Origin of the sequence: Pseudomonas sp. BF-B-26, assembly GCF_019956495.1 — a bacterium.
Taxonomy (GTDB): domain Bacteria; phylum Pseudomonadota; class Gammaproteobacteria; order Pseudomonadales; family Pseudomonadaceae; genus Aquipseudomonas.
Genome location: NZ_JAHBDP010000091.1, coordinates 142,340 through 167,496, shown reverse-complemented (window position 1 = coordinate 167,496; position 25,157 = coordinate 142,340). Strand labels below are relative to the sequence as shown.

The window sequence follows — 25,157 nt, the reverse complement described above, 5'->3', positions numbered from 1 at the left end:
CCCGTTCCACCCCTGTGGTTAAGGCATGGCGACGCAGCCGCCTTCCTTCAGGCTGTGCACGACGCACACAACCCGCACCAGCCCGGTGAAGTTCTTGACCCCGCCGTGACGCAAATGCACCTCGCGGTCCACATGGGACAACAGCGCACTGACGGTACAGCAGTTGATCTTGGCCATATCATTCAAAATATCCCAGTACACCTGTTCAAGTCGCAAGCAGGTGGCAAAACCATTCAAGCGCACTGATCGGGATAAAGGCTGGGCCAGGCCCATATCAAATTCGCTGACGAATGGATCGATCCTTATCTCCTTGACCGGACCGACCCTCCCCTCGTTTCTCCTGTCTTCGTCATCCATTTCGTTGAGACTCCTTAGCCGTCCTTGCCTTCTTTAAGAGCAATATCTGTTGCCCTATAGAAGCGCAGGCGCAAAGGTATATCCAGATGACTTTATGACCATCAACGTAGGAGAAGCCAACAATTGAAGAGCGATCATGGAGACCGTCCTAGGCCGGATGTTTTCCTACATAGTCAGACGCCATTTGACTAGCGCGAAATGGGTTTAAAGAGACAAGAGGTCGAACGCGAATAACGCCAACGAAGGTTATCTGCGACTAATCGACCCTCAGAGCACCGCTGGACTGCCTGATTTGAGTAGCTGCAGGCTTTGCTGTTAAATAGGCAGTGTGTCGCTACCGCCTATTTTCCGGGGGCTGCGCATAGGCTGATGCCGGGTACGTGTCCAACGCCTCCTATTGTTCTGAAGCGAACCGTGCTCACTCAGCTCTTCCTTGTGATCCGTCTTAACGTGAGTTACTCAAAATGTTGAAAATTGTCCACCTGCTAATGGGCGCAGCAGCCTTGCTGTTGTCCTTCATCCCTAGCCTGCGATCCGAAGCCGTACCTTACCTGCAACAACCTGATGCGTTGTACCTGGCCTTTTTCGGCCTGCTCAACCTCACCCTCGCTCCTGTTATCCCTTACTGGAACAAAGGCCCGCGTCATCAACTGCAAAACCTGGTCAGCGCCCTGCTGGTTCTGGCCGTCGTCCTGCAAACCCTGACGCTGATCGCGCCGATGCCTGTCATTGCCGGTCAACCTGCTGTTCTGTTCAGCCTGGTCGCTGCCCTGATTGCCGTTCTTCTGCACCTGGCCATCAGCTTCTACAAATCTTCACCGGCCGCCGCCTCGCCAAGCTATGACATGAGCAACCGCGATACCGGTACCGTAAAGTGGTTCAACACATCCAAAGGCTTCGGCTTTATTTCCCGTGATTCCGGCGATGATATTTTCGTGCATTTCCGGGCCATTCGTGGCGAAGGTCACCGCGTTCTGGTCGAAGGCCAGCGTGTGGAGTTCTCTGTCATGAACCGTGACAAGGGCCTGCAAGCCGAAGATGTGATCGCCGCACTGCCGCGTCGCTGATTCAAGGCTAAAAAAAAACCGCGAACAGCCTGGCTGTTCGCGGTTTTTTATTGCCCGTCAGTTGGTCGCACTCAGTAATGCGGCGGTGGCGCTTCTTCTTCAAACGTCTCGAACTGACCGGCCATTTCCTCTTGCCGTTTGAGCAAGGCGGCCATTTGCAGTTGCAGGCGTTCAACCGCACGCTGCTGCGTCGCCAGCACATCACTCAATGCCTGGATGGTGTCATCCTGAAACGCCAGCTGGCTCTCCAGATCGGTAACGCGTGCTTCCAGGCTCATGATTCAACCCTCCAGAAACGTAAAATCATCGGTCAATACCAGGCGCAACCGCTCGCGAATCAACGCGATCTGCTCTGGACCATAAGGCTTGGCTGGGTGTTTACCCCAGACCGGCGCTGGCCAGGCGGCGTCCTCACGCTTGCGCACAATCACATGCATGTGCAACTGACTGACGACGTTGCCCAGGGCCGCGACATTCAATTTGTCCGCGTCGAACGAATCCTTGAGCATCTCCGCCAGTGCGGTTGTTTCCCGCCACAGCTGCTGTTGATCTGCGACATCCAACTGAAATATCTCACTGATATCGTCGCGACGTGGCACCAGAATGAACCAGGGGTAGTTCGAATCATTGGACAGCAGCAACCGGCACAGTGGGAAATCCCCAATCGGTAACGTGTCTTGTTGAAGTCGTGGATCTAAAGCGAACACTGCGCGCACTCCCGCCTGGTCATCAATTTCAGCTTAGCGTCCATCCCGAGAGACGGCGCACCAAGCGACAGGACGGCAGCATACCTGCGAACGCCGCTGGCTTCACGATCAACCATGGTCAAAGCCAACCCGAGAAACTACAAACGACCGGTCACGCGCCCCGACATGAGTCATTTTCGCTCAGGCCGCACCATTACAGAACCGGCAGCCACACAAAAAACGCCGAACTGACTGATAAACAACGACGCGTTCGAATTTGGCAGACGGCCGCACTGTATGAATTCAGTACAGCGATAAAAATTTTTTGCACCAAAACCGCACAGTGCGTCTACGCTGAGTCGGTCAGGCATCCGCCATTTACTCACTGGTGGGGTGAACCGGTAACGTTTTGGGTTGTCACGGAGTCGGCCACAAGGGTACAACACGATGCAAACCATGGCGTCAAGCCCGAACAAAACGTGCTTGAACACCCCGGTTTTATGAGGTTTTTACAGCGACAGGCAGGCTTTCAGAAAAAAAACCAGCAGGATTCTGATTTGTGCACGCTTGTTGCATTCACACCCACATCGCCTCTAAAGCGTCCGCTGGAAGTGGAAGCCTTAAGGCAAATAAAAACAGTGGCAGGGTTGCCCGATGGAGATTCAAGCGTTTCACCAGGGACTCTTTTTACCGATGCTCAGGCCCTGGAAACAACGCTAAAAGTTGTCAGTCCGCTTGCGTCGGGGCTGTAAATTTGCGACATCTACCAAGCCGTTTGCGACAGGGTCGTAAAGAAGCTGAAAGGTTAGATACGCAAGTATCGCCAACATGGTCGGCGTGATATAAGTTTGCGCCGACACAAAAAGAAAGAGCCGCCCAGATAATAAATCAGGTGGGACGGCAGTACTCTTCTAAAACCAAAGGAGCAAATCACGATGCGCGTGATGAAGTGGAGCATGATCGCACTGGCAGTTGCAGCAGCAGCCAGTACTCAGTTGGCAGTAGCCGCACCTTTCGTAAGCGACCAGGCAGAAGCCAAAGGTTTTGTTGAAGACAGCAAGCTCGACTTGCTAGTTCGCAACTACTACTACAACCGTAACAAGAAAGACCGCGCAACCGACGACAAAGACTGGACCCAGGGCATCCAGGGCATGTTCAGCTCTGGCTACACTCAAGGTCTGATCGGTGTCGGTGTTGAAGCTTGGGGTCAACTGGCCATTAAACTGGACGGTTCCGACAAATATGCCGGTACCGGCAACATGTCCGTGGACTCTGATGGCGAAGTTAACAACAGCCAGGGCAAGGCCGGCGCTGCCGCCAAGTTCCGCATCTCCAAGACCGAGCTGAAAATCGGCGACATGCAGCCAAGCACTGCCCCAGTGTTCGCTGTTGGCGGCTCCCGCATCCTTCACCAAACTGCCACCGGCATCCAGCTGCAGAGCAGCGAAGTCAAAGACCTTGACCTCGAAGGCGGCCACTTCACTTCGGCGACCAGCCAGGACAGCAACGCCCGTGACGGCGATCTGTGGGCGACCTACGCGAACCAAGGCAATGGCTTAGCTGCCAACTCGATCGACTACGTCGGTGGCAAGTACGGCATTACCCCAGACCTGAGCGTGTCGCTCTATGGCGCCAAGCTCGAAGACATCTGGAACCAGTACTACGCCAACGCGAACTACACCCTCGCACTGGGTGGCGACAACTCGATCAACTTCGACGGTAACATCTACAACACCAAGGACACCGGTAACTCTAAAGCGGGCGAAATCAGCAACACCGCCTACTCGCTGGCCGCTGCTTACTCGTTCCTGAAAGCGCACACCGTCACCCTGGGCTTCCAGAAAGTGAATGGCGATACTCCGTTCGACTATATCGGCGTGGGTAAAAACAACCGCGGTGGCGACTCGATCTTCCTCGCCAACTCCATCCAGTACTCTGACTTCAACGCCCCTGGCGAGAAATCGGTACAAGTCCGTTATGACCTGAAAATGGCCGAATACGGCGTACCTGGTCTGAGCTTCATGACCCGTTACGTGAAAGGTTGGGACATCGACGGCACCAACGCGCCAACAGACGGTGCCTATACCGGCATGTACGGTGCAGATGGCAAACACCACGAAACCAACGTCGAAGCCAAGTACGTCGTTCAAACCGGCCCGGCCAAGGATCTGTCCTTCCGTGTTCGTCAAGCATGGCATCGCGCCAACCATGACGACGCGTTTGAAGGTAACATCGACGAGTTCCGTCTGATCATTGACTACCCGCTCTCGGTTCTGTAATTACCGAAAGTTAGTTCGCAAGCAATAAAAAAAAGGCCCATCTTCGGATGGGCCTTTTTTGTTGCTTACTGCACCGCAGATTCCTGAACCACTCGAATCACCCGCTGTGGAAACGGGATATCGATACCAGCCGTTTTCAAACGATCACGGGACTGTTCGTTAAACATGAACATCACATCCCAATAATCCGCAGTCTTCACCCACACTCGCAGGGAAACAGTAATCGAACTGTCGCCCAGGGTAGAAATCACTGCCTGAGGTGCCGGGTCAACCAAAACACGCTCATCTTTGGCCAGGTCCAGCAAGACTTGACGAGCTTTCTGCAGATCCGCTTCGTAATCAACGCCCACATCAAACACAACTTTGCGCGTCGGTTGACGGTTAGTGTTGGTGATGATGCCGTTCGACAGGTTGCCGTTCGGCACGATAATGGTTTTGTTATCGCCGGTACGCAGCACGGTGTGGAAGATCTGAATGCTGTCGACAGTGCCGGCAACACCTTGGGCTTCGATCCAGTCACCAATGCGGAACGGGCGGAACAACAGAATCAGCACACCACCGGCGAAGTTCGCCAGGCTGCCCTGCAAGGCCAGACCGATCGCCAGGCCGGCAGCACCGATGGCTGCGACGAACGAAGTGGTTTCCACACCGATCATCGAGGCGACGCTGACGATCAGCAGAACCTTGAGGATGATGTTCGCCAGGCTGCTGATGAAACCTTGCAGTGCCAGGTCGGCATTACGCAACGCCAGCAGGCCGCCAAGCTTTTGTGTGACCTTGTTGATCAGCCACCAGCCGACGGCCAGGGTAATCACCGCCAGCAGCACGCGGCTGCCGTATTCCATGATCATCGGAATCCAGGCTTGGGATGCCTTGACCAGGTTGTCCACTTCAGCATTCAAATCCATCTACATTCTCCTGGGTTAAGCACAATCGGGGTGGGAGCGGGCTTGCTCGCGAAGAGGGCGTATCAGTCGACATTACTGTTGAATGACACACCGCTTTCGCGAGCAAGCCCGCTCCCACAGGTTCCCGCTTGAAAGTCAGTCGCGGAAGTTGTTGAACTGCAGCGGCATGTCGAACGTCTTGGCGCGCAGGGCCGCGATGGCTTCCTGCAAATCATCACGTTTCTTGCCGGTAATGCGCACTTGCTCACCCTGAATGGCAGCCTGAACCTTGAGCTTGGCGTCTTTGACATGAGCGACGATTTTCTTCGCCAGCTCTTTGTCGATGCCTTCCTTGAGGACCGCTTCCTGCTTCATCAGCTTGCCCGACGCATACGCATCCTTGACTTCAAGGCACTGCACGTCGATTTTGCGCTTGACCAGGGCCAGCTTGAGGATCTCAATCATCGCTTCGAGCTGGAAATCGGCTTCAGCGGTCAGGTTGACGGTCAGGTCCTTTTCCTTGAACTCGAAGGTGCCTTTGCCTTTCAGGTCATAACGACGATCGAGTTCCTTGACGGCGTTCTCGACCGCGTTGGTGACTTCGTGTTTGTCCAGTTCGGATACCACGTCGAACGACGGCATGTAATCTCTCCAATAAAAGGGCATGCTCGATCACGATGGAGCACGCCTGGCTTGCGGTTAAAATCCGCGCTGATTATAACGGGTCTTTCCCATCATTCACTGCGAGCCTCCCATGCGCGCGATAAACAGAGCAAAAAGCTGATGTCCACCACCTGGCATGTTCTGGGCGCCGGTAGCCTTGGCACCTTATGGGCCACTCGGCTGGCGCGGGCCGGCGTGCCGGTCAAGCTGATCGTGCGGGACGCGGCACGCTTGCAGGCGTATGAGGCGGCGGGTGGGTTGACGCTGGTCGAACACGGTGAAGCGAAGTGCTACCCGGTGCCCGCCGAGACACCCGACAACAATGAACCGATCAACCGCCTGCTGGTGGCCTGTAAAGCCTACGATGCCGAGAAAGCCGTGGCCCAACTGGCACCGCGCCTGGCCCCCGACGCCGAGCTGATCCTGTTGCAGAACGGCCTTGGCAGCCAGGACGCTGTCGCCACACAGGTGCCGCAGGCGCGCTGCATCTATGCGTCGAGCACCGAAGGTGCCTTTCGCGATGGCGACTGGCGCGTGGTATTCGCCGGCCACGGTTACACCTGGCTGGGGGATGCCGGGCATCCCGTGGCGCCGATCTGGCTGGATGACGTGAGCGCCGCCGGTATTCCCCACGAGTGGAGCACCGATATTCTGACCCGGCTATGGCGAAAACTGGCACTCAACTGTGCGATCAATCCGCTGACCGTCCTGCACAATTGCCGCAATGGCGGTTTACAGGAGCACCGCTGCGAAGTCGCCACCCTTTGCGGCGAATTGACCGAGTTGCTTGAGCGGTGCGGTCAGCCAGCAGCGGCCGAGGACCTTCAACAGGAAGTCGAACGGGTGATTCACGCGACCGCCGCCAACTACTCTTCGATGTACCAGGACGTCGCGAACCAGCGCCGCACCGAAATCAGCTATCTATTGGGTCACGCCTGCAAAGTCGCCGCGAGGCATCAGCTGAACCTGCCGCACCTCAATCAACTTGAACAAAGGTTGATCACCCATCTGCACAGCCTTGGATTGCCCAGCGACTGAGCAGCGGCTACGCTGGCCACTTGTTCCTTTTCAGCGATAAACCTGATGCCATTGCGCCAGCGCCTTGAAAACCTTCCGGTCGGCCAGAAATTGCTGGCCGCCCTGCTGGTGCTGTTGACCACCGTCCTGCTGGTCGCCAACCTGACCTTTATCAGCGCCGCGTACTACATCTCCCAGGAAAGCATGGCACCTCAGGCCTTGCAGACCATCGGCCGCCTGGTGTCCAACCCCAGCCTGGTGTCCGAAGCCTTGCAGTCGCCGCAAAGCGCCGAACGCCTGCTCAATGAACTCAATAGCTATTCACCGCTGCGCGCGGCGGCCCTTTATGACGGCAAGGGCGAGCGCCTGGCGCAGTTGCAGCATGGCGAGCATCTGAGCCTGCCAACGCATTACCGGCACATTGAATCCTGGCAAGTTACCGAGTTTCGCAGCAATCAAATCATCACCCTGCCCCGCCCCGGCACCGCACCTGGCCACCTGTTACTGGTCGCCAGCAGCGAACTGCCAATGGCGTTCTACACCGGGACCCTGACCGCCAGTCTCGGGATTCTGATCTTCAGTGTGCTGTTGTGGCTGGTGATTGCCCGACAGATCAAACGCCTGATCACCCGGCCAATTCATCAGCTCGAAGAGCTGTCCCGGCAAGTGACCCGGGAAGAGAACTACGCCCTGCGCGCCTCCCGCGGTAACCATGACGAAATCGGCAGCCTCGCCGAGGCGTTCAACACCATGCTCTCGCGGATCGAAGCCCGGGAGCAGCAACTCAAGCGGGCCCGGGACGATTCCCAGGCGGCGTATGACCAGGCTCAGGGCCTGGCCGAAGAAACCCGCCATACCAATCGCAAACTGGAACTCGAAGTTCAGGTGCGCAGCAAGATCGAGAAGAAGCTCACCGGTTTCCAGAACTACCTCAACAGCATCATCGATTCCATGCCCTCGGCGCTTATCGCCCTTGATGAACAACTCTACGTGACGCAGTGGAATCAGGAGGCCAGCGCCCTCTCCGGCACGCGCCTCGACGAAGCCTTGAACCAGCCGATCTTCCTGGCCTTTGAACCGCTCAAGCCGTTTCTGCCGCAACTCAAGCAAACCGTCGAGCAGCACACGGTGGCCAAGATTGAACGGGTGACGTGGCTCAAGGACGACGAACCCAAGCACTACGCCCTGACGTTCTACCCGCTGATGGGCGGTGCCGGGCGCGGTGTGGTGATCCGGATCGACGACATCACTCAGCGCCTGTCGCTGGAAGAGATGATGGTGCAGTCGGAAAAAATGCTCTCGGTCGGCGGCCTTGCCGCGGGCATGGCTCACGAGATCAACAACCCGTTAGGCGCGATCCTGCACAACGTGCAAAACATTCGCCGACGCCTTTCGCCTGATCTGCCGAAGAACCTCGAACAAGCCGAGCAAATCGGGATCGCGCTGGAAACGGTCAACAAATACCTGCAAGCGCGCGAAGTGCCGCAGTTGCTCGACGGCATTCAACAGGCGGGTGCCCGGGCAGCGAAAATCGTCACCCACATGCTCAGCTTCAGCCGCCGCAGTAACCGGCAAATGGCCCCGTGCGACCTGCCGGCGCTGATCGATCAGGCAGTGGAAATCGCCGGCAACGACTTCGACCTGGCGATCGGTTTCGACTTCAAGGGCCAGGCGATCATTCGCCAGTTCGATCCAGCGTTGGGCCCGGTGCCCGGGACCGCGAACGAACTGGAGCAAGTGCTGCTCAATCTGTTGAAAAACGCCGCACAGGCAATTCACCAACGTGAAGACGACCGCGAGCCGGGACGGATCATTCTGCGCACCAAGCTGAACCCGCCGTGGGCGGAAATCCAGGTGGAGGACAACGGCATCGGCATGAGCGAGAACGTGCGCAAACGCACCTTCGAGCCGTTCTTCACCACCAAGGAAATCGGTCAGGGCACCGGCCTTGGCCTGTCGGTCTCGTATTTCATCATTACCAACAACCACAAGGGTCAGATGGAAGTGCAATCGACCCTGGGCCAAGGCACGTGTTTCACCTTGCGCCTGCCCTTGGCGGGCACCCCGCTCGCCTCTCAAGAACTCAATCAGCTATCGAGGTAACCATGGGCTTTCGCTTGTCGAAGATTTACACCCGCACCGGCGACAAAGGCGAAACCGGGCTGGGCGACGGCCGCCGTGTGCCCAAGGACCATCCGCGGATCGAAGCCATTGGCGAAGTCGATACGCTGAACAGTCAGGTGGGTGTGCTATTGGCCGGGTTGGCAACGGAAAGTGGCGAGTATCCGGGCTTGAACGAAGTGATCGAGGTTTTGGCGCCTTGCCAGCATCGGTTGTTTGATCTGGGCGGCGAGCTGGCGATGCCGGTGTATCAGGCACTGAATACGGCAGAAGTCGAACGGCTGGAAGCCGCGATCGATGTGTGGAATGAAGAACTGGGGCCGCTGGAGAATTTCATTCTGCCAGGTGGCTCGGCGTTGATTGCCCAGGCGCATGTGTGCCGATGCCTGGCGCGCAGTGCCGAGCGGCGGTGTCAGCATTTGAATGCAGTCGAACCGTTGGCCGGGGTTGGGTTGGCGTATATCAATCGGTTGTCGGACTTGTTGTTTGTGGTGGCGCGGTTGATTGCCAAACGGCAAGGGATTGCCGAGATTTTGTGGCAACCGGCGCCGAAGCCTGAGGTTTAATCGGCGCCTGTCAGGCCGCCTTCGCGAGCAAGCCCGCTCCCACATTGGATCTGTGTGCGCCACAATCCCCTGTGGGAGCGGGCTTGCTCGCGAAGGGGCCAGTCAACTCACCGCAGAATCAAGCCTGAGGCCAAAACGCCCGGATCCCCGCCACACCCTGTGCGCCCGCTTCCCAGGCTTTCTGAAGATCTGCCGGGCCAACACCGCCGAGCAAGAACACCGGCTTGCTGAAACCTTCGATCAACGCGCAAGCCTGCTCCCAACCCAGCGGCTGAGCCCCCGGATGAGTCAGGGTCGGTTGCACCGGTGACAAGGTCACAAAATCCACCCCCATCTGCTCGGCCAACGTCAGCTCTTCAGCGTTATGGCAGGACGCCGCCAGCCAGCGCGACGCCGGTAACGGGCGGCCAGCCGCCGCGTATTTGCGCAACTGCGCGGAGGTGATGTGCCAACCGGCAGACGGGAAATCTCCCAGCCACTCGAACGGTCCCTTGATCATCAACTGCGCCTTGCCCGCACACAGCCCCGCCGCGTCCACCGCCAGATCACGGTACTTCGGATCGTAGCCGTTGGGTGCCCGCAACTGGATCAGCTTGATGCCGCCGGCAATGGCTTTTTGAATACCGCGCAGCAAGGCCGGGGTTTCCAGGTCTTCCGGGGTAATCAAATACTGCGCGGGTAACCGTGCAGCCGCGACAATCGGCTGGTTGGCCGCCGGGAATTCGTAGTTCAGCAGATCCCGGGGCGCGACCCATTCCAACGGCTGGCCTTCGGCACCGTGCGGTTCGCCGGTAAAGGCCGACACATCCCAAACGTCCAGCAACACTTGCTTGTCCGGGTAATCGTGTCGGACCTTGATCAACGGGCGAGCCGCGTTGACCACGATGCCCAACTCTTCAAGGAGCTCGCGAGCCAGGGCGGTTTCGACGGATTCGTCGGCCTCGACCTTGCCACCGGGGAACTCCCACAGGCCACCCTGGTGCTGGGTGTCGGCACGGCGGGCAATGAGGATCTTGCCACTGCCATCACGGATAACAGCGGCAGCTACGTGGACTCGTTTCACCGTTCTACTTCCTCCAGTCCCGCCTTCTGCCAAGCCTTGAAGGCCGGCCATTGATAGAGGGTGTCGACGTAGGCCGCGTCCGCTGCGGGCAGCCTCACCTGATAGGTGCGCAGGCGCACGGCGATCGGGGCGAAGAAGGCATCCGCCAGGGTCGCGCCGCCAAACAGGTACGGACCGGTTTCGGTGGCAACGGCGCGGCACTCGGCCCACAACGCCAACATGCGCTCGATGTCGGCCTGGACGTCAGCCGGTGTCGGCGACAGCGCAGCGTCGTGACTCAAGTCGAATGGCATGTTGCCGCGCATGGCGAAGAAACCGCTGTGCATCTGCGCGCACGCCGAACGCGCCTGCGCGCGGGCAGCGGTGTCTTCGGGCCAGAGGCCGGCGCCGGGGAACTGCTCTGCCAGATACTCGGCAATCGCCAGGGAGTCGGCGATGGTGCCGTGGTCGGTTTTCAGCAACGGGACTTTTGCGGTCGGCGAGTGCTTGAGCAGACGCTCACGCGTATCCGGCTGGTTCAGCTTGATCAGTTCTTCGGTGTAGGGGGCGCCGGCCAGGTCGAGGGCCAAAGCGGCACGCAGGGACCAGGAGGAATGCAGTTTGTCGCCGATGATCAGGTGAAGGCTCATGTTCGGGACCTTTTGATAGGGGTATGGGCCAGAATCTTTAGTGTCTGGTCGACCGCCTTCGCGAGCAAGCCCGCTCCCACAGGGTCAGCGTAAATCCTGTGGGAGCGGGCTTGCTCGCGAAGGGCGCAACTCGGTCTTGACGCCGGTTACGTGCGGTATTCGGCGTTGATTTTCACGTATTCGTGGGACAGGTCGGTGGTCCAGATGGTTTCGCTGCAATCACCGCGACCCAGCTCGATACGGATCGTGATTTCTTCCTGCTGCATCACGGCCGCGCCCTGGGCTTCGGTGTAGGTCGATGCACGAGCGCCACGGCTGGCGATACACACTTCACCGAGGAACACGTCGATCTTGCTCACGTCCAGGTTCGGAACGCCGGCACGGCCCACGGCGGCCAGAATGCGGCCCCAGTTCGGGTCGGAAGCGAACAGTGCGGTCTTGATCAGCGGCGAGTGAGCCACGGTGTAACCAACGTCCAGGCACTCTTGGTGATTGCCGCCACCGTTGACTTCAACGGTCACAAACTTGGTCGCGCCTTCGCCGTCACGAACGATGGCCTGGGCCACGTCCATGCACACTTCGAACACGGCCTGTTTCAGCTTGGCGAACAAATCACCGCTGGCTTCAGTGATTTCCGGCAGTGCTGCCTGACCAGTGGCGATCAGCATGCAGCAGTCGTTGGTCGACGTGTCGCCGTCGATGGTGATGCGGTTGAACGACTTGTTGGCACCGTCCAGCAGCAGGTTTTGCAGCACGTCGCGGGAGACTTTGGCGTCGGTGGCGATATAGCCGAGCATGGTCGCCATGTTCGGGCGGATCATGCCCGCGCCTTTGCTGATACCGGTGACAGTGATAGTCACGCCGTCATGCTGGAACTGGCGGCTGGCGCCTTTGGGCAGGGTGTCGGTGGTCATGATGCCGGTGGCGGCAGCTTCCCAGTTGTTGACCGACAGGTCGTCGAGGGCGGCTTGCAGGGCCCCTTCGATTTTCTCGACCGGCAGCGGCTCGCCGATAACACCAGTGGAGTACGGCAGCACCAGGCTGGCGTCGACGCCGGTCAGCTCAGCCAGTTTGGCGCAGGTGCGCTCGGCGGCGGCAAGGCCGGGTTCGCCAGTGCCGGCGTTGGCATTGCCAGTATTGGTCAACAGGTAACGCACCGGACCTTGCACACGCTGCTTGGCCAGGATCACGGGAGCCGCGCAAAAGGCGTTCAGGGTGAACACGCCAGCGACCGTGGAGCCTTCGGCACAGCGCATGACCACAACATCCTTGCGCCCAGGGCGCTTGATGCCAGCCGAGGCGATACCGAGTTCAAAACCGGCAACCGGGTGCAACGTTGGCAACGGACCAAGACCAACAGCCATGAATGCGCTCCTTAATAAATGATGTCAGCACCGCTTTCAGGAAGAACGGTGGTTTAAATGGCAAAACGCCGCGACGGCATAAGCCGGTCGCGGCGCGGGTATTTCAGCGTATGAAACGGGTTTTACTGGATCTGCCCGTGGCAATGCTTGAACTTCTTGCCCGAGCCGCAGTAGCAAAGTTCGTTACGGCCCAGCTTCTGTTCATTGCGTACCGGCGCGGCGGCAAGGGCGACATCGACCTCTTCACCCAGCAGTTCCGGTTGCTCAAGCCCCGGTGCTTCGTCGTGCTGGAACTGCATGCGCGCAGCCAGCGCTTCGGCTTCCTGACGCAAGCGTTGCTCTTCTTCGATCGGATCTTCGCGGCGAACCTGAACGTGGGACAGCACACGGATCGAGTCGCGCTTGATCGAATCCAGCAGCTCGGAGAACAGCGTGAAGGACTCGCGCTTGTACTCTTGCTTCGGGTTCTTCTGTGCATAACCACGCAAGTGAATGCCGTGACGCAGGTGATCCATGGTCGACAGGTGGTCTTTCCACAGGTCGTCGAGCACACGCAGAACGATTTGCTTCTCGAAGCTGCGCAGCGCTTCGGCGCTCGCCTGCTCTTCTTTCTCGTTGTACGCGGCCAGCAGCTCGGTCATGAGCTTCTCGCGCAGGGTTTCTTCGTACAGGTGATCGTCTTCGTCGAGCCATTTCTGGATCGGCAGTGCCACACCGAAGTCGCTCTGCAACGCCGCTTCCAGACCGGCCACGTCCCACTGCTCAGGCAGCGATTGCGGTGGAATGTGTGCGCTGACGGTGGCGTTGAGCACGTCCTGACGGAAGTCGGCGATGGTTTCACCGATGTTGTCGGCGGCCAGCAACGTGTTACGCATGTGATAGATCACTTTACGTTGTTCGTTGTTGACGTCGTCGAACTCGAGCAGTTGCTTGCGAATGTCGAAGTTGCGGCCTTCAACCTTGCGCTGAGCCTTCTCGATGGCGTTGGTCACCATGCGGTGCTCGATCGCCTCGCCAGGCTGCATGCCCAGGGCCTTCATGAAGTTCTTCACCCGATCAGAGGCGAAGATGCGCATCAGGCTGTCTTCCAGCGACAGGTAGAAACGGCTGGAACCGGCGTCACCCTGACGACCGGCACGACCACGCAGCTGGTTGTCGATACGGCGCGATTCGTGACGCTCGGATGCAATCACCTGCAAACCGCCCGACTCGAGCACTTGCTGGTGACGTTTCTGCCAGTCGGCCTTGATCTGGGCAATTTGCTCAGGGGTTGGCTCTTCCAGCGAGGCCACTTCCACTTCCCAGTTGCCGCCCAACAGGATGTCGGTACCACGACCGGCCATGTTGGTGGCGATGGTCAGTGCGCCTGGGCGACCGGCCTGGGCAATGATCTCGGCTTCTTTTTCGTGGAACTTGGCGTTCAGAACCTTGTGTTCGATGCCTTCCTTCTGCAGCAACGCAGACATGTGCTCGGAAGTTTCAATGGTTGCAGTACCCACCAGCACCGGACGGCCCTGGGTCATGCATTCCTTGATGTCGTTGATGATCGCTGCGTATTTCTCTTCAGCGGTCAGGAACACCAGGTCGTTGTAGTCTTTACGCGCCAGCGGTTTGTTCGGCGGGATAACCATCACCGACAGACCGTAGATCTGGTGGAATTCGAACGCTTCGGTGTCAGCGGTACCGGTCATGCCGGACAGCTTGTTGTACAGACGGAAGTAGTTCTGGAACGTGGTCGAGGCCAGGGTCTGGCTTTCGGCCTGAATGTTCAGCCCTTCCTTGGCTTCGATGGCCTGGTGCAGGCCTTCGGAGAGGCGGCGACCCGGCATGGTACGGCCGGTGTGTTCGTCGACGAGTACGACCTGACCGTCCTGCACGATGTATTCGATGTTGCGATTGAACAGTTTATGAGCGCGCAGACCTGCATAGACGTGAGTCAGCAGACCGAGGTTGTGCGCCGAGTACAGGCTCTCGCCTTCAGCCAGCAGGCCAATGCGGGTCAGCATGTCTTCGATGAACTGGTGACCGGCTTCGTTGAGTTCGACCTGACGGGTCTTCTCGTCGACGGTGTAGTGGCCGGCCTTGGTGACTTCGCCTTCAACTTCTTCGATGTGCAACTCAAGCTGCGGGATCAGTTTGTTGATCTCGATGTACAGCTTGGAGCTGTCCTCGGCCTGACCGGAAATGATCAGCGGGGTACGGGCTTCGTCGATGAGGATGGAGTCGACTTCGTCGATCACGGCAAAATTGAGTTCGCGCTGGAATTTTTCTTCCATGCTGAACGCCATGTTGTCGCGCAGGTAGTCGAAACCGAATTCGTTGTTGGTGCCGTAGGTGATGTCGGCGGCGTAAGCAGCGCGCTTCTCTTCCGGCGGCTGGAATGGTGTGACCACGCCGACCGTCATGCCGAGGAATTCGTAGAGCGGACGCATCCAGTTGGCGTCACGACGGGCCAGGTAGTCGTTCACCGTCACAACGTGCACGCCCTTGCCGGACAGCGCGTTGAGGTAAACGCCCAGTGTTGCCACCAGGGTCTTGCCTTCACCGGTACGCATTTCTGCGATCTGGCCTTCATGCAAGGTCATGCCGCCGATCAACTGGACGTCGAAGTGGCGCATACCCATGACGCGCTTACCGGCTTCGCGGGCGACCGCAAAGGCTTCTGGCAGCAGCTTGTCGAGGGTTTCCCCTTTGGCGATGCGGGCCTTGAACTCGTCTGTCTTGGCACGCAATTGATCGTCCGAAAGGGCCACCATTTGCTCTTCGAAGGCATTGACGAGTTGCACCGTCTTGAGCATGCGTTTGACTTCACGCTCGTTCTTGCTTCCAAAAAGTTTCTTTAACAAAGGCGCAAACATATCGGCAGGATCTTCCACACTAAAGGGATGGAGGGCGGCCCCGTGAGTCGCCCGAGCAGCCCTCATGGCCGCATGCGAACGAGCATTCTACCCGGAAACGGTGGTGAGGAAAGTGGCGTTATTCCACGATGCTGGCTCAGCGCTTTGACGGGGCTCACTTAAAATAAGGGCTTTTTGCTGAACTTCAAGCCATTCACGGCAGAAGTTACTTGTTGATTTAATGGGTAAAGCGCTCGCAAAGCAATGGCTCGGGTGCATCCGGTGCTTTCTGCTACCATGGCCGCTCTGTTACTTCAGGTGTCTGATCATGGCATTCCGCCCTCTTACGGCCAGAGCACCCGCCGTCCTGCTTCGCGAAGCCAAACCGCTGAAAGCCATCTTCGGCCACGCTCAACGCCTGGGTCATTTACAACGTCTGCTGGAAAGCCAATTGCAACCCGCCGCCCGCGAGCATTGCCATGTGGCGTCGTGGCGCGAAGGCAGTTTGTTGCTGATAGTGACCGACGGTCATTGGGCGACCCGCCTGCGTTATCAGCAAAAGCGTCTGCAACGGCAATTACAGATGTTCGACGAATTCGCCAGTTTGACGCGGATTCTGTTCAAGGTTCAGCCTCCTACGGTTCAGCAAGGGGCGGCTGGCCATACCATCAGCTTGTCGACCGATGCAGGCGCGACCATTCAGGCCACGGCCGACGGGATCAGCGATCCGAATCTTCGGGCAGCGCTGGAACGGCTGGCGGCGCACGCTAAACCCAAAACCTGACATAGAACCCAATGTGGGAGCGGGCTTGCTCGCGAATGCGGTGTGTCAGGCAACATATATGTCGACTGACACTCCCTCTTCGCGAGCAAGCCCGCTCCCACATTGATTGCGCCCCACCAGATGTTCAGCGGCGTTTGCTGCCGCCGAGCAACGAGCCCATCAGACCGCGTACCAACTGTCGGCCCAATTGATTGGCCGCCTGGCGCATCGCTGATTTCAGTGCCTGCCCCGCCGCGGTGCCGAGGAATTCCCCGGCCTTGTCGGTGAAGCTTGGCTCTTCGGCTGCCGGTTTGCCCGGAACAGCGTCAGGTTCTGGCGCCAACCCTTTGCGCCCCATCAACACTTCATAAGCCGATTCACGATCGATGGGTTTGTCATACCGCCCCTTAAACGGCGAACCGGCGATCAGCACCGTGCGTTCAGTCTCGCTCAGCGGCCCGATCCGCGATTGCGGCGGTGCCACCAACACCCGCTGGACCATCTCCGGCGTGCCCTTGTCCTGCAACGTGCCGACCAACGCCTCACCGATCCCAAGCTCGGTCAGTACCGCCAAGGCATCGAACGCCGGGTTCGGCCGGAAGCCTTCGGCCACCGCTCGCAAGGATTTCTGTTCCTTGGCGGTGAACGCACGCAGGCCATGCTGAACGCGCAGACCGAGCTGGGCCAGCACGTCATCCGGCAAGTCGCCCGGCGATTGCGTGACGAAATACACACCAACGCCTTTCGAGCGTATCAGCCGCACCACCTGCTCAAGACGTTCCTGCAAAGCCTTTGGCGTACCGGCGAACAATAAATGCGCTTCGTCGAAAAACAATGCCAGCAGCGGTTTGTCCGAATCGCCGCGCTCAGGCAATTGCTCGAACAGTTCGGCCAGCAGCCACAACAGGAACGTCGCGTAGACCTTCGGCGCTTCATGCACCAGACGGCTGGCATCGAGCAGGTGAATGCGCCCACGCCCCTCGGCGGTCGGCTGCAGAATGTCTTCGAGTTGCAGCGCCGGCTCACCGAACAGCGCTTCGGCGCCCTGCTGTTCAAGGGTCGCCAGACGCCGCAACAGTGCCTGACTGGAACCGGTGGTCATCAGCGCAGCGTCGTCACCCAGCAATTCGGGGTTGTCACGCAGGTGATTGAGCAGTGCCTTCAGGTCCTTGAGGTCCAGCAACAACAGCCCTTCACGGTCCGCCACCTTGAACGCGGCGTACAGCGCCGACTGTTGACTGTCGGTCAGCTCCAGCAGGCTGCCAATCAATAACGGCCCCATTTCGCTCAAGGTTGTGCGCAACGGATGACCGGACTGACCGTGAATGTCCCACAGGGTCACTGGATACGCTTGAGGCGTGTGGTTCAGCCAGGGCATCCCGGCGATCCGCTCGGCGATTTTGCCTTGAGGGTTGCCGGCGGCGCCCAGACCGCACAGGTCACCCTTGATATCGGCGGCGAACACCGCCACGCCGGCATCGCTGAAGGCTTCGGCCATCCGTTGCAAGGTGACCGTTTTGCCCGTCCCGGTAGCGCCCGCGATCAAACCATGACGGTTCGCCAGACGCATGGCCTGGGCAATCGGCTGCCCGGCGAGGTCAGCACCGATAACGAGTTGTAATGAGTCAGGCATTTTGTCACCCATGGTTAATCTTTGATCCTTCACGGCCGATAGAAATAAGCGAGAGACCCAATTGAAAGCAAGGTCCGACATTCCCCTATGGAGAGCAGGAATTACCGACTCGCTCCATTGCGCACTCATTTTGCGCGCATCAGCAGCAACGCGCCCCGAACAATAAGACCTTAGCGGACACCCCGAGCCATGAACAAAAATCTGCGCTTCAGCCATAAAATCCTGCTGGCCGCCGCCCTCATCGTCATTGCCGCCTTCGCCTCGTTCACGCTGTACAACGACTATTTGCAGCGCAATGCGATACGCCGCGATCTGGACAACTACTTGCAGGAAATGGGCAGCGTCACTGCAAAAAACATTCAAACCTGGCTGGCCGGTCGCAGCCTGCTGATCGAAAACCTGTCGCAAACCGTTGCCTTGAACGCAGATACAGCCAATGTTTCCAACCTGCTGGAACAGAAGGCCGTGTCGTCGACCTTTATGGGCGCCTACCTGGGCAACAAAGATGGCACCTTCATCATTCGCCCGGACAGCAAGATGCCCGACGGTTATGACCCTCGTGCCCGCCCTTGGTACAAGAGCGCGCAAAGCACCAGCGGTTCTGCCCTGACCGAGCCCTACATCGACCTGGCTTCTGGCCAGTTGGTGATTTCCATCGTTGACAGCGTACTCAAGGACGGTCAAAACATCGGCGTGGTGGGCGGTGACTTGAGCTTGCAGGTGATCACCGACAGCCTCAACGCTCTGGACTTCGACGGCATGGGTTATGCCTTTCTGGTCGGCGCCGACGGAAAAATCCTGGTCCACCCGGACAAAGCGCTGGTGATGAAGTCCCTGAGCGAGGCGTATCCGAAAAACACCCCACGTATCAGCAGCGACTTCAGTGAAGTCGACGTCGACGGCAAGACTCGCATCGTGACCTTTACCCCGATCAAAGGGCTGTCCTCAGTCAACTGGTACATCGGTCTGTCGGTGGACAAGGACAAAGCCTTCTCCAAGCTCAGCGAATTCCGCGCCTCGGCGCTCGTTGCGACGGTGATTGCCGTGGCCATCATCATCGCGCTGCTGGGCATGCTGATCCGCATCCTGATCCAGCCGCTGCACGTGATGACCCGCGCCATGGCAGACATCGCCGACGGCGAAGGCGACCTGACCAAACGCCTGACCATCGTGAACAACGACGAATTCGGTGTCCTCGGTACCGCGTTCAACCGCTTCGTGGAACGCATTCACGGTTCGATTCGCGAAGTGTCGTCGGCCACCGGGCAAGTCAACGAAGTGGCGCTGCGGGTAGTGGCCGCCTCGAACTCGTCGATGTTCAACTCCGACCAACAGGCTTCGCGCACCAGCAGCGTGGCCGCGGCGATCAACCAGCTCGGCGCCGCTGCTCAGGAAATCGCCCGTAACGCCGCACAAGCATCGAGTCAGGCCAGCGATGCCCGCAGCCTGGCCGAAGATGGCCAGCAAGTGGTGGATCGCAGCATTGTCGCGATGAATCAGCTGTCGAGCATGCTCAGCGCCTCGAGCACCAACATCGAATCGCTGAACAGCAAAACCGTGAACATCGGGCAGATTCTCGAAGTGATCACCAGCATCTCCCAGCAAACCAACCTGCTGGCGCTGAACGCGGCCATCGAAGCGGCGCGCGCCGGTGAAGCCGGACGGGGTTTTGCCGTGGTGGCCGATGAGGTGCGCAACTTGGCGCACCGCACTCAGGAATCGGCGCAACAGGTGCAGACCATGATCGAGGAGCTGCAAGTCGGCGCCCGCGAATCCGTCAGCACCATGAGCGACAGCCAGCGCCACAGCCAGGACAGCGTCGAAATCGCCAACCTGGCCGGCGAGCGGTTGAACAGCGTGACGTTGCGTATCGGCGAGATTGACGGGATGAACCAGTCGGTGGCCACGGCGACCGAAGAGCAGACTGCCGTGGTGGAGTCGATCAATGTGGACATTACCGAGATCAACACACTGAATCAGGAAGGGGTGGAAAACCTGCAGTCGACGTTGCGGGCGTGTGCGGATCTTGAGCAGCAGGCGGCGCGGCTTAAACAATTGGTGGGCAGTTTCCGTATTTAGTGTCTGAACCGCCCTCTTCGCGAGCAAGCCCGCTCCCACATTGATCTGCGGCGGCAATGAGATCTAATGTGGGAGCGGGCTTGCTCGCGAAGGCGGCCTTCCAGACACCGCAAACCTCGCTGCCCCGCCACAAAACCCCAACCGAACATCTATCCTTCATAAAGGTCAACCAAGGGAGAACAACGGACCGGAGGGATGTTCATCGTGCATATCGCTGACATAACCATGTTCTACGCCCCTGCCAGCGGTGGCGTGCGCACTTATCTGGATGCAAAACACCGTCGCCTGAGCATCAAGCCGGGCATTCGCCACAGTCTGTTGATTCCTGGGGCTTACTTCAGTGAACAAGATGGCGTCTACACGGTTCCGGCCCCCGCCCTGCCCTTTGGCAAAGGCTATCGCTTCCCTCTCCGTCTCGCGCCATGGCGCAATGTTCTGCAGGATTTACAGCCCGACCTGATCGAGGTCGGCGACCCCTACCTCACCGCATGGGCGGCCCTCGATGCCCGGCGGCAACTCGATGTCCCGGTGATCGGCTTTTATCATTCGGACTTGCCGCTTCTGGTCAGCAATCGCATGGGCAACTGGGTCACCACCAACGTCGAAGCTTATGTCAGCAAGCTCTATGGCAACTTCGATCGGGTTCTGGCACCCAGCCAGGTCATGGCCGACAAACTGATCGGGCTGGGGGTCAAGAACGTTTTCGTGCAACCGTTGGGCGTCGACTTGCAAACCTTCAATCCCACGGCACGAGACTCGGGCCTGCGGGCCGAATTGGGCATTGATGAAAACACTCATTTACTGATCTTCGCCGGGCGCGGCTCCAAGGAAAAAAACCTGCCAGTGCTGCTCGACTGCATGAAACGCCTGGGTCGACGCTATCACCTGCTGTTGGTAGGTTCGTCGATGCCGGCCGTGGTACCGGACAACGTCACCGTGATCGATGAGTTCTGTCCGGCGGCACAGGTGGCACGGTTGATGGCCAGCGCCGATGCGCTGCTGCATGCCGGCGACCAAGAAACCTTTGGCCTGGTGGTTCTTGAAGCCATGGCCAGTGGCATTCCGGTGGTGGCCGTGGCGGCCGGGGCCTTTCAGGAAATCATCACCGATCAATGCGGCCTGCTCTGCCCGCCGAATAATCCATTGGCGATGGCCAACGCAGTCCGCGAGCTGTTCAGTTCGGGCAGCGTGGCTTTGGGCAAACAGGCCCGTTGCCATGTCGAACGGCATTACTCCTGGGACACGGTGGTCACCAGCCTGCTGGGCCACTATCACGCCGTGCTCCGCAGCCACTGGCCGCTGACGGCCAATGGTTGAGCCCATGAACCCGCCCAGCCTGTTACTCGTGCTGCACGACGTCGCACCGCAAACCTGGGCTGATTATCAACCCTTTGTCGAAGCCGTCGACGCCCTGGGCGAGGTGCCGATGACCTGGTTGGTGGTGCCCAATTTCCACAAACACAACGATCTGGAGGAGCATCCGGGATTTCGACGTTTGCTCACCCGTCGTATCGCCCGAGGTGACGAACTGGCATTGCATGGTTACTTTCATTGCGATGAAGCGCCCACTCCCACTACGCCACGAGACTGGTTCATGCGCCGGATCTACACCCACGAAGGCGAGTTTTACAGCCTGTCTCAAGAAGTCGCCCTCGCCCGCCTGCGCGCCGGCATCGAAGTGTTCCACCGTTATCACTGGCCGCTGGAGGGCTTCGTCGCCCCGGCCTGGTTGATGAGCGAAGGGACGCGCCAGGCCTTGCGCCAGTTACCCCTGAGTTACACCAGCGACTCGCAGCATCTGTATCGCCTGCCGGACTTCACCGCGGTCGACGCACCGGGACTGGTCTGGAGTGCGCGCAGTGCCTGGCGCCGAGGGCTGTCGAAGCTCGTCAGCGATCAACGCGAACAACGCTGGCAGCAAGCACCGGTGATTCGTCTTGGCCTGCACCCGGTGGACATGCGCCACGAGTTCTCGCGCACTTACTGGCTACGAACCCTCAAGCGCTTGCTCAACGAGGGACGTGTACCGATGACCAAGGCACGCTGGCTGGCGCTGCAAAGCGACCGTATGGGTCGCGCCGCATGAGTCGCGGGATTCTGCTGCTCGTCGCACTGCTCGCTGCGGTGCTGATTCCGTCGCTGCTGGGCGGTACCGAAACCTGGTCTCGACTGCAAAGCTTTCCGCTGACATGGTTACTGATCATGTTCGGCATGATCCTGCTGTGCTGGGTGCTGAACACGATGCGCTTGCGCCTGTTGCTCGGGGATCAGCGCGACAAGGTGAGCCCGTTCAGAAGTCTTGGGGTGGTGATGGCCGCCGAGTTCGCTTATTGCGCCACACCGGGTGGCAGCGGCGGGCCGCTGACGATCATGGCGTTGTTGGCGCGCCATGACGTGCGTCCGGCCAGGGGCAGCGCCGTGTTTGCCATGGATCAGCTGAGCGATTTGCTGTTCTTTCTCTGCGCGCTGAGCGCAATCCTGATTTATGCGTTGTTCCAGCACCTCAGCCAACGCATGGAATGGCTGCTGACCGTCAGCGCCATTTCGATGTTCGGCGGGTTGTTCAGTTGCGTGGCGGTCGCCCGCTACCATCGAATACTTATTCGTCTGAGCGGTCGGGTGCTCGCTCGCCTGAATGTCAAAACCACCACGCGCCTGCGCTGGGCGCGAAAACTCCTGCACTTTCTGGCGGCGTTCACGGACACACTGAAGCTGCCCTTTCAGACGCTTATCACAGTGTTTGCCCTGACGTGCCTGCATTGGATCTTGCGTTATAGCGTGCTGTATCTGGCGTTGCGTGGGCTTGGGGCGGATTTGCAGTGGGCCTGGAGCTTTCTGATCCAGATGCTTTCGCTGAGCGCGGGGCAGTTCAGCCTGTTGCCGGGCGGTGCCGGGGCGGCAGAGTTGACGTCGGCGGCGCTGCTGGCGCCGATGGTGGGGAAATCCACCGCGGCGGCGGCGATTCTGATCTGGCGGGCGGTGACTTATTACTTCTATTTGCTGGTGGGCGGGCCGGTGTTTTTACTGATGCTCGGGCGGCCGCTGCTCAAAAAACTGATGAAATTCAAACAAGCCTGAAAGATTGCAGCTCGCAGCAGCCCTACATGGAGATTTGCAGCGCCGATTCGGGCCTCATCGCGAGCAGGCTCCTCCCACAGGGGATCTTCGGTGTGGCATCGGACCCATGTGGGAGCGAGCCTGCTCGCGATGACGGTGGATCATTCACCGAAAATCTCCATGAGCTGGCGGAGGCTCGGGCCGCGTTCGGACGATCTTTTTAGGCCTCTGCGATTTAATCGTCGGACTCCGGATTCAACTGTTCCCACAACTCGGCGGCACCGGGAAACTCCGTGCCGTCTTCGGGGTTCATGTCATCCGGATCGTAACGGCTCAAACACCCCTCGCCCAACGTGGCGGGAGCCTTGGATGTGGCTTTGTCCAGTGGATCGGCCATGGTCATGCCCTCGTTCTACACAGATCGTTCCCACGCGGTGCGCGGTAGCGATCAACAGCAAGCTGTCAGAACACGACGGTTTTGTTGCCGTGCACCAGCACCCGGTCTTCCAGGTGATAACGCAGACCACGGGCCAATACCATCTTCTCGACGTCCCGGCCGAAACGCACCATGTCGTCAATGCTGTCACTGTGGCTGACGCGAACGACGTCCTGTTCGATGATCGGACCGGCATCCAGCTCTTCGGTCACGTAGTGGCAAGTAGCGCCAATCAACTTCACGCCACGCATCGATGCCTGGTGATACGGCTTGGCACCGACGAACGACGGCAGGAAGCTGTGGTGAATGTTGATCACCTTGTGAGCGTATTCACGGCACAACTCGGGCGGCAGGATTTGCATGTAGCGGGCCAGTACGACCACTTCGGCATCGTGCTGTTTGACCAGTCGCGAGACTTCGGCGAAGGCCGGCTCTTTATCCTGCGGATTGACCGGTACGTGGTAATACGGAATCCCGTGCCACTCGACCATGCTGCGCAAGTCGTCATGATTGGATATCACGCAGGAAATTTCGCAATCCAGCTCATCACTGTGCCAGCGGTGCAACAAGTCGGCGAGGCAGTGAGACTCGCGACTGGCCATCAGTACCACGCGCTTTTTCTGCTCGGTATCGGTGATGCGCCAGTCCATCGAGAACTCTTCGGCAATCGGTGCAAACGCTTCGCGAAAGGCATCGATACCGAAGGGCAGCGAATCGGCACGAATTTCGTGACGCATGAAGAACCAGCCACTGAGGTTGTCCGAGTGATGGCTCGCTTCAGTGATCCAGCCGTTATGTGACGCCAGAAAGTTACTGACTTTAGCAACGATACCGACGCGGTCCGGGCAAGCAATCACCAGCCGAAAAGTGCGCATGAGGGTCAAACTCCAGAACTTCGCAAAGGCGGCCATTCTAGCGATTGCGCAGCAAAACTGCAGTATTGATGACGGTTGGCCCGGCACGAAGGTGGCAAGTGACGTTCTGGCAGCACCCGCTACCCGCGCGATGGTGTTCCCGTTACCCATCTTCAAGTGCCCAATTGTGAATATCTGTGATGACTGCATCACACTAATCAACTTCACCTGCAATTTATGCCCTATTCACCGGAACTAATTTAAATAAAACTCCGGTTATATGTTTACTTGATGAAACACCCTGACTATTATTGCCGCACTGTCACCTGCCATCCAGCGTCCCAACATAAGGTAGTCCTCATGTCCTTGATCAACGAATATCGCGCCACCGAAGAAGCTATCAAAGAGCTGCAAGCCCGTTTGAAGAACCTGTCCCAAGACGACAAACTGCAAACCGAGCTGGAATTCGAAGGCAAACTGCGCACCCTGATGGGCGAATACTCCAAGTCGCTGCGTGACATCATTGCGCTATTGGATCCAGAGTCCAAAACCAAAGCACCACGCGGCGGCGCAGTAAAAACTACTGGCACCAAGCGTGCTCGCAAAGTTAAACAATACAAAAACCCGCACAACGGCGAAGTCATCGAAACCAAAGGTGGCAACCACAAGACGCTGAAAGAGTGGAAAGCCAAGTGGGGCGGTGACGTGGTTGAAGGCTGGGCTACCCTGCTGGGCTAAGCCGTAGCGCTTGTCGCAGGTTTATCCGCGACAAAAAAGAACGCCAGCATCTGCTGGCGTT

General features: G+C 58.7%; 24 protein-coding genes. 12 read left to right on the top strand and 12 right to left on the bottom strand.

Annotation, left to right across the window (positions count from 1 at the left end; all coding sequences use genetic code 11):
- Positions 1 to 18: 18 nt before the first annotated feature.
- Positions 19 to 357: a ribbon-helix-helix domain-containing protein gene (locus KGB03_RS21030; protein WP_192410362.1), complete on the bottom strand. Its 339-nt coding sequence runs from the start codon at positions 355 to 357 to the stop codon at positions 19 to 21.
- A 464-nt stretch (positions 358 to 821) separates the two neighbouring features.
- Between KGB03_RS21030 and KGB03_RS31220 the strand changes: the two genes are divergently transcribed.
- A complete protein-coding gene (locus tag KGB03_RS31220; protein ID WP_111451443.1) occupies positions 822 to 1,424 on the top strand; it encodes a cold-shock protein in 603 nt (200 codons plus the stop codon).
- Positions 1,425 to 1,495: 71 nt separating this feature from the next.
- Here KGB03_RS31220 and KGB03_RS21020 read toward each other — a convergent pair whose 3' ends face one another.
- Positions 1,496 to 1,702 (bottom strand): SlyX family protein, encoded by a 207-nt coding sequence (locus KGB03_RS21020; protein WP_008147392.1) that lies wholly within the window; start codon positions 1,700 to 1,702, stop codon positions 1,496 to 1,498.
- Between the two features lie 3 nt (positions 1,703 to 1,705).
- On the bottom strand, positions 1,706 to 2,131 hold the full coding sequence (locus tag KGB03_RS21015) for an HIT domain-containing protein (RefSeq protein ID WP_111451442.1): 426 nt from the start codon (positions 2,129 to 2,131) through the stop codon (positions 1,706 to 1,708).
- Between KGB03_RS21015 and KGB03_RS21010 the strand changes: the two genes are divergently transcribed.
- Together KGB03_RS21010 and KGB03_RS21005 are read left to right on the top strand one after the other, a co-directional pair.
- Positions 2,113 to 2,862: a hypothetical protein gene (locus tag KGB03_RS21010; protein ID WP_218538857.1), complete on the top strand. Its 750-nt coding sequence runs from the start codon at positions 2,113 to 2,115 to the stop codon at positions 2,860 to 2,862. The genes KGB03_RS21015 and KGB03_RS21010 overlap by 19 nt on opposite strands.
- Before the next feature lie 183 nt (positions 2,863 to 3,045).
- Complete coding sequence (locus KGB03_RS21005) at positions 3,046 to 4,389, top strand: OprD family porin (RefSeq protein ID WP_223528748.1); 1,344 nt, start codon at positions 3,046 to 3,048, stop codon at positions 4,387 to 4,389.
- Between the two features lie 65 nt (positions 4,390 to 4,454).
- Here KGB03_RS21005 and KGB03_RS21000 read toward each other — a convergent pair whose 3' ends face one another.
- Positions 4,455 to 5,297 (bottom strand): mechanosensitive ion channel family protein, encoded by an 843-nt coding sequence (locus KGB03_RS21000; RefSeq protein ID WP_218538853.1) that lies wholly within the window; start codon positions 5,295 to 5,297, stop codon positions 4,455 to 4,457.
- Positions 5,298 to 5,432: 135 nt separating this feature from the next.
- On the bottom strand, positions 5,433 to 5,918 hold the full coding sequence (locus KGB03_RS20995) for a YajQ family cyclic di-GMP-binding protein (RefSeq protein WP_007906601.1): 486 nt from the start codon (positions 5,916 to 5,918) through the stop codon (positions 5,433 to 5,435).
- 141 nt (positions 5,919 to 6,059) lie between these two features.
- Here KGB03_RS20995 and KGB03_RS20990 point away from each other — a divergent pair, with 141 nt between their 5' ends.
- Genes KGB03_RS20990 through KGB03_RS20980 form a run of 3 tightly spaced genes read left to right on the top strand, consistent with a single transcriptional unit; the run spans position 6,060 to position 9,643 of the window.
- On the top strand, positions 6,060 to 6,977 hold the full coding sequence (locus tag KGB03_RS20990) for a putative 2-dehydropantoate 2-reductase (protein ID WP_223528745.1): 918 nt from the start codon (positions 6,060 to 6,062) through the stop codon (positions 6,975 to 6,977).
- Between the two features lie 45 nt (positions 6,978 to 7,022).
- Positions 7,023 to 9,059, top strand: a complete 2,037-nt coding sequence (locus tag KGB03_RS20985) for a HAMP domain-containing sensor histidine kinase (protein ID WP_111451438.1) — start codon at positions 7,023 to 7,025, stop codon at positions 9,057 to 9,059.
- Positions 9,060 to 9,061: 2 nt separating this feature from the next.
- Positions 9,062 to 9,643, top strand: a complete 582-nt coding sequence (locus KGB03_RS20980; protein WP_223528742.1) for a cob(I)yrinic acid a,c-diamide adenosyltransferase — start codon at positions 9,062 to 9,064, stop codon at positions 9,641 to 9,643.
- A 118-nt stretch (positions 9,644 to 9,761) separates the two neighbouring features.
- On the opposite strand, the gene KGB03_RS20975 is transcribed toward KGB03_RS20980, so the two are convergent.
- The 4 genes from KGB03_RS20975 to secA all read right to left on the bottom strand — a co-directional run bounded on the left by KGB03_RS20975 (position 9,762) and on the right by secA (position 15,557).
- Positions 9,762 to 10,706, bottom strand: a complete 945-nt coding sequence (locus tag KGB03_RS20975; RefSeq protein ID WP_223528740.1) for a Nudix family hydrolase — start codon at positions 10,704 to 10,706, stop codon at positions 9,762 to 9,764.
- Entirely contained in the window at positions 10,703 to 11,335 is a 633-nt protein-coding gene (locus KGB03_RS20970) for a glutathione S-transferase (protein WP_223528737.1), read from the bottom strand. The genes KGB03_RS20975 and KGB03_RS20970 overlap by 4 nt, the downstream gene beginning before the upstream one ends.
- A gap of 146 nt (positions 11,336 to 11,481) precedes the next feature.
- Positions 11,482 to 12,699 (bottom strand): bifunctional glutamate N-acetyltransferase/amino-acid acetyltransferase ArgJ, encoded by a 1,218-nt coding sequence (gene argJ / locus KGB03_RS20965; RefSeq protein ID WP_008147411.1) that lies wholly within the window; start codon positions 12,697 to 12,699, stop codon positions 11,482 to 11,484.
- A 122-nt stretch (positions 12,700 to 12,821) separates the two neighbouring features.
- Positions 12,822 to 15,557, bottom strand: coding sequence for a preprotein translocase subunit SecA (gene secA / locus KGB03_RS20960; protein WP_223528734.1), 2,736 nt, complete (start codon positions 15,555 to 15,557; stop codon positions 12,822 to 12,824).
- 307 nt (positions 15,558 to 15,864) lie between these two features.
- Here secA and KGB03_RS20955 point away from each other — a divergent pair, with 307 nt between their 5' ends.
- Complete coding sequence (locus tag KGB03_RS20955) at positions 15,865 to 16,320, top strand: DUF721 domain-containing protein (RefSeq protein WP_008147416.1); 456 nt, start codon at positions 15,865 to 15,867, stop codon at positions 16,318 to 16,320.
- 124 nt (positions 16,321 to 16,444) lie between these two features.
- On the opposite strand, the gene KGB03_RS20950 is transcribed toward KGB03_RS20955, so the two are convergent.
- Positions 16,445 to 17,932: a helicase HerA-like domain-containing protein gene (locus KGB03_RS20950; protein ID WP_223528731.1), complete on the bottom strand. Its 1,488-nt coding sequence runs from the start codon at positions 17,930 to 17,932 to the stop codon at positions 16,445 to 16,447.
- Between the two features lie 189 nt (positions 17,933 to 18,121).
- On the opposite strand from KGB03_RS20950, the gene KGB03_RS20945 reads away from it, so the two are divergent.
- The 4 genes from KGB03_RS20945 (at position 18,122) to KGB03_RS20930 (ending at position 23,089) form a co-directional block, all read left to right on the top strand.
- Entirely contained in the window at positions 18,122 to 20,011 is a 1,890-nt protein-coding gene (locus tag KGB03_RS20945; RefSeq protein ID WP_218538844.1) for a methyl-accepting chemotaxis protein, read from the top strand.
- Between the two features lie 195 nt (positions 20,012 to 20,206).
- Positions 20,207 to 21,328 (top strand): glycosyltransferase family 4 protein, encoded by a 1,122-nt coding sequence (locus KGB03_RS20940; protein WP_223528727.1) that lies wholly within the window; start codon positions 20,207 to 20,209, stop codon positions 21,326 to 21,328.
- Positions 21,321 to 22,097, top strand: coding sequence for a DUF2334 domain-containing protein (locus tag KGB03_RS20935; protein ID WP_223528724.1), 777 nt, complete (start codon positions 21,321 to 21,323; stop codon positions 22,095 to 22,097). The genes KGB03_RS20940 and KGB03_RS20935 overlap by 8 nt, the downstream gene beginning before the upstream one ends.
- On the top strand, positions 22,094 to 23,089 hold the full coding sequence (locus tag KGB03_RS20930) for a YbhN family protein (RefSeq protein ID WP_218538841.1): 996 nt from the start codon (positions 22,094 to 22,096) through the stop codon (positions 23,087 to 23,089). Before KGB03_RS20935 ends, KGB03_RS20930 begins: the two co-directional genes overlap by 4 nt.
- Before the next feature lie 214 nt (positions 23,090 to 23,303).
- Here KGB03_RS20930 and KGB03_RS20925 read toward each other — a convergent pair whose 3' ends face one another.
- Positions 23,304 to 23,465 carry a hypothetical protein gene (locus KGB03_RS20925; protein WP_223528721.1) on the bottom strand — a complete coding sequence of 54 codons (162 nt, stop codon included), beginning with the start codon at positions 23,463 to 23,465 and terminating at the stop codon, positions 23,304 to 23,306.
- Between the two features lie 65 nt (positions 23,466 to 23,530).
- Complete coding sequence (gene purU / locus KGB03_RS20920) at positions 23,531 to 24,379, bottom strand: formyltetrahydrofolate deformylase (protein ID WP_111451428.1); 849 nt, start codon at positions 24,377 to 24,379, stop codon at positions 23,531 to 23,533.
- A 339-nt stretch (positions 24,380 to 24,718) separates the two neighbouring features.
- On the opposite strand from purU, the gene mvaT reads away from it, so the two are divergent.
- The gene (gene mvaT / locus KGB03_RS20915) at positions 24,719 to 25,096 is read left to right on the top strand and encodes a histone-like nucleoid-structuring protein MvaT (protein WP_007933316.1); all 378 of its coding nucleotides are present in this window, start codon (positions 24,719 to 24,721) and stop codon (positions 25,094 to 25,096) included.
- Positions 25,097 to 25,157: the final 61 nt, after the last annotated feature.

Excerpts from the sequence above, each read along its gene's own strand:
- KGB03_RS21030 (WP_192410362.1), bottom strand. The coding sequence starts at position 357 with ATGGATGACGAAGACAGGAGAAACGAGGGGAGGGTCGGTCCGGTCAAG.
- KGB03_RS31220 (WP_111451443.1), top strand. The coding sequence starts at position 822 with ATGTTGAAAATTGTCCACCTGCTAATGGGCGCAGCAGCCTTGCTGTTG.
- KGB03_RS21020 (WP_008147392.1), bottom strand. The coding sequence starts at position 1,702 with ATGAGCCTGGAAGCACGCGTTACCGATCTGGAGAGCCAGCTGGCGTTT.
- KGB03_RS21005 (WP_223528748.1), top strand. The coding sequence starts at position 3,046 with ATGCGCGTGATGAAGTGGAGCATGATCGCACTGGCAGTTGCAGCAGCA.
- KGB03_RS21000 (WP_218538853.1), bottom strand. The coding sequence starts at position 5,297 with ATGGATTTGAATGCTGAAGTGGACAACCTGGTCAAGGCATCCCAAGCC.
- KGB03_RS20995 (WP_007906601.1), bottom strand. The coding sequence starts at position 5,918 with ATGCCGTCGTTCGACGTGGTATCCGAACTGGACAAACACGAAGTCACC.
- KGB03_RS20990 (WP_223528745.1), top strand. The coding sequence starts at position 6,060 with ATGTCCACCACCTGGCATGTTCTGGGCGCCGGTAGCCTTGGCACCTTA.
- KGB03_RS20985 (WP_111451438.1), top strand. The coding sequence starts at position 7,023 with ATGCCATTGCGCCAGCGCCTTGAAAACCTTCCGGTCGGCCAGAAATTG.
- KGB03_RS20980 (WP_223528742.1), top strand. The coding sequence starts at position 9,062 with ATGGGCTTTCGCTTGTCGAAGATTTACACCCGCACCGGCGACAAAGGC.
- KGB03_RS20970 (WP_223528737.1), bottom strand. The coding sequence starts at position 11,335 with ATGAGCCTTCACCTGATCATCGGCGACAAACTGCATTCCTCCTGGTCC.
- argJ (WP_008147411.1), bottom strand. The coding sequence starts at position 12,699 with ATGGCTGTTGGTCTTGGTCCGTTGCCAACGTTGCACCCGGTTGCCGGT.
- secA (WP_223528734.1), bottom strand. The coding sequence starts at position 15,557 with ATGTTTGCGCCTTTGTTAAAGAAACTTTTTGGAAGCAAGAACGAGCGT.
- KGB03_RS20955 (WP_008147416.1), top strand. The coding sequence starts at position 15,865 with ATGGCATTCCGCCCTCTTACGGCCAGAGCACCCGCCGTCCTGCTTCGC.
- KGB03_RS20950 (WP_223528731.1), bottom strand. The coding sequence starts at position 17,932 with ATGCCTGACTCATTACAACTCGTTATCGGTGCTGACCTCGCCGGGCAG.
- KGB03_RS20945 (WP_218538844.1), top strand. The coding sequence starts at position 18,122 with ATGAACAAAAATCTGCGCTTCAGCCATAAAATCCTGCTGGCCGCCGCC.
- KGB03_RS20940 (WP_223528727.1), top strand. The coding sequence starts at position 20,207 with ATGTTCATCGTGCATATCGCTGACATAACCATGTTCTACGCCCCTGCC.
- KGB03_RS20935 (WP_223528724.1), top strand. The coding sequence starts at position 21,321 with ATGGTTGAGCCCATGAACCCGCCCAGCCTGTTACTCGTGCTGCACGAC.
- KGB03_RS20930 (WP_218538841.1), top strand. The coding sequence starts at position 22,094 with ATGAGTCGCGGGATTCTGCTGCTCGTCGCACTGCTCGCTGCGGTGCTG.
- KGB03_RS20925 (WP_223528721.1), bottom strand. The coding sequence starts at position 23,465 with ATGGCCGATCCACTGGACAAAGCCACATCCAAGGCTCCCGCCACGTTG.
- purU (WP_111451428.1), bottom strand. The coding sequence starts at position 24,379 with ATGCGCACTTTTCGGCTGGTGATTGCTTGCCCGGACCGCGTCGGTATC.
- mvaT (WP_007933316.1), top strand. The coding sequence starts at position 24,719 with ATGTCCTTGATCAACGAATATCGCGCCACCGAAGAAGCTATCAAAGAG.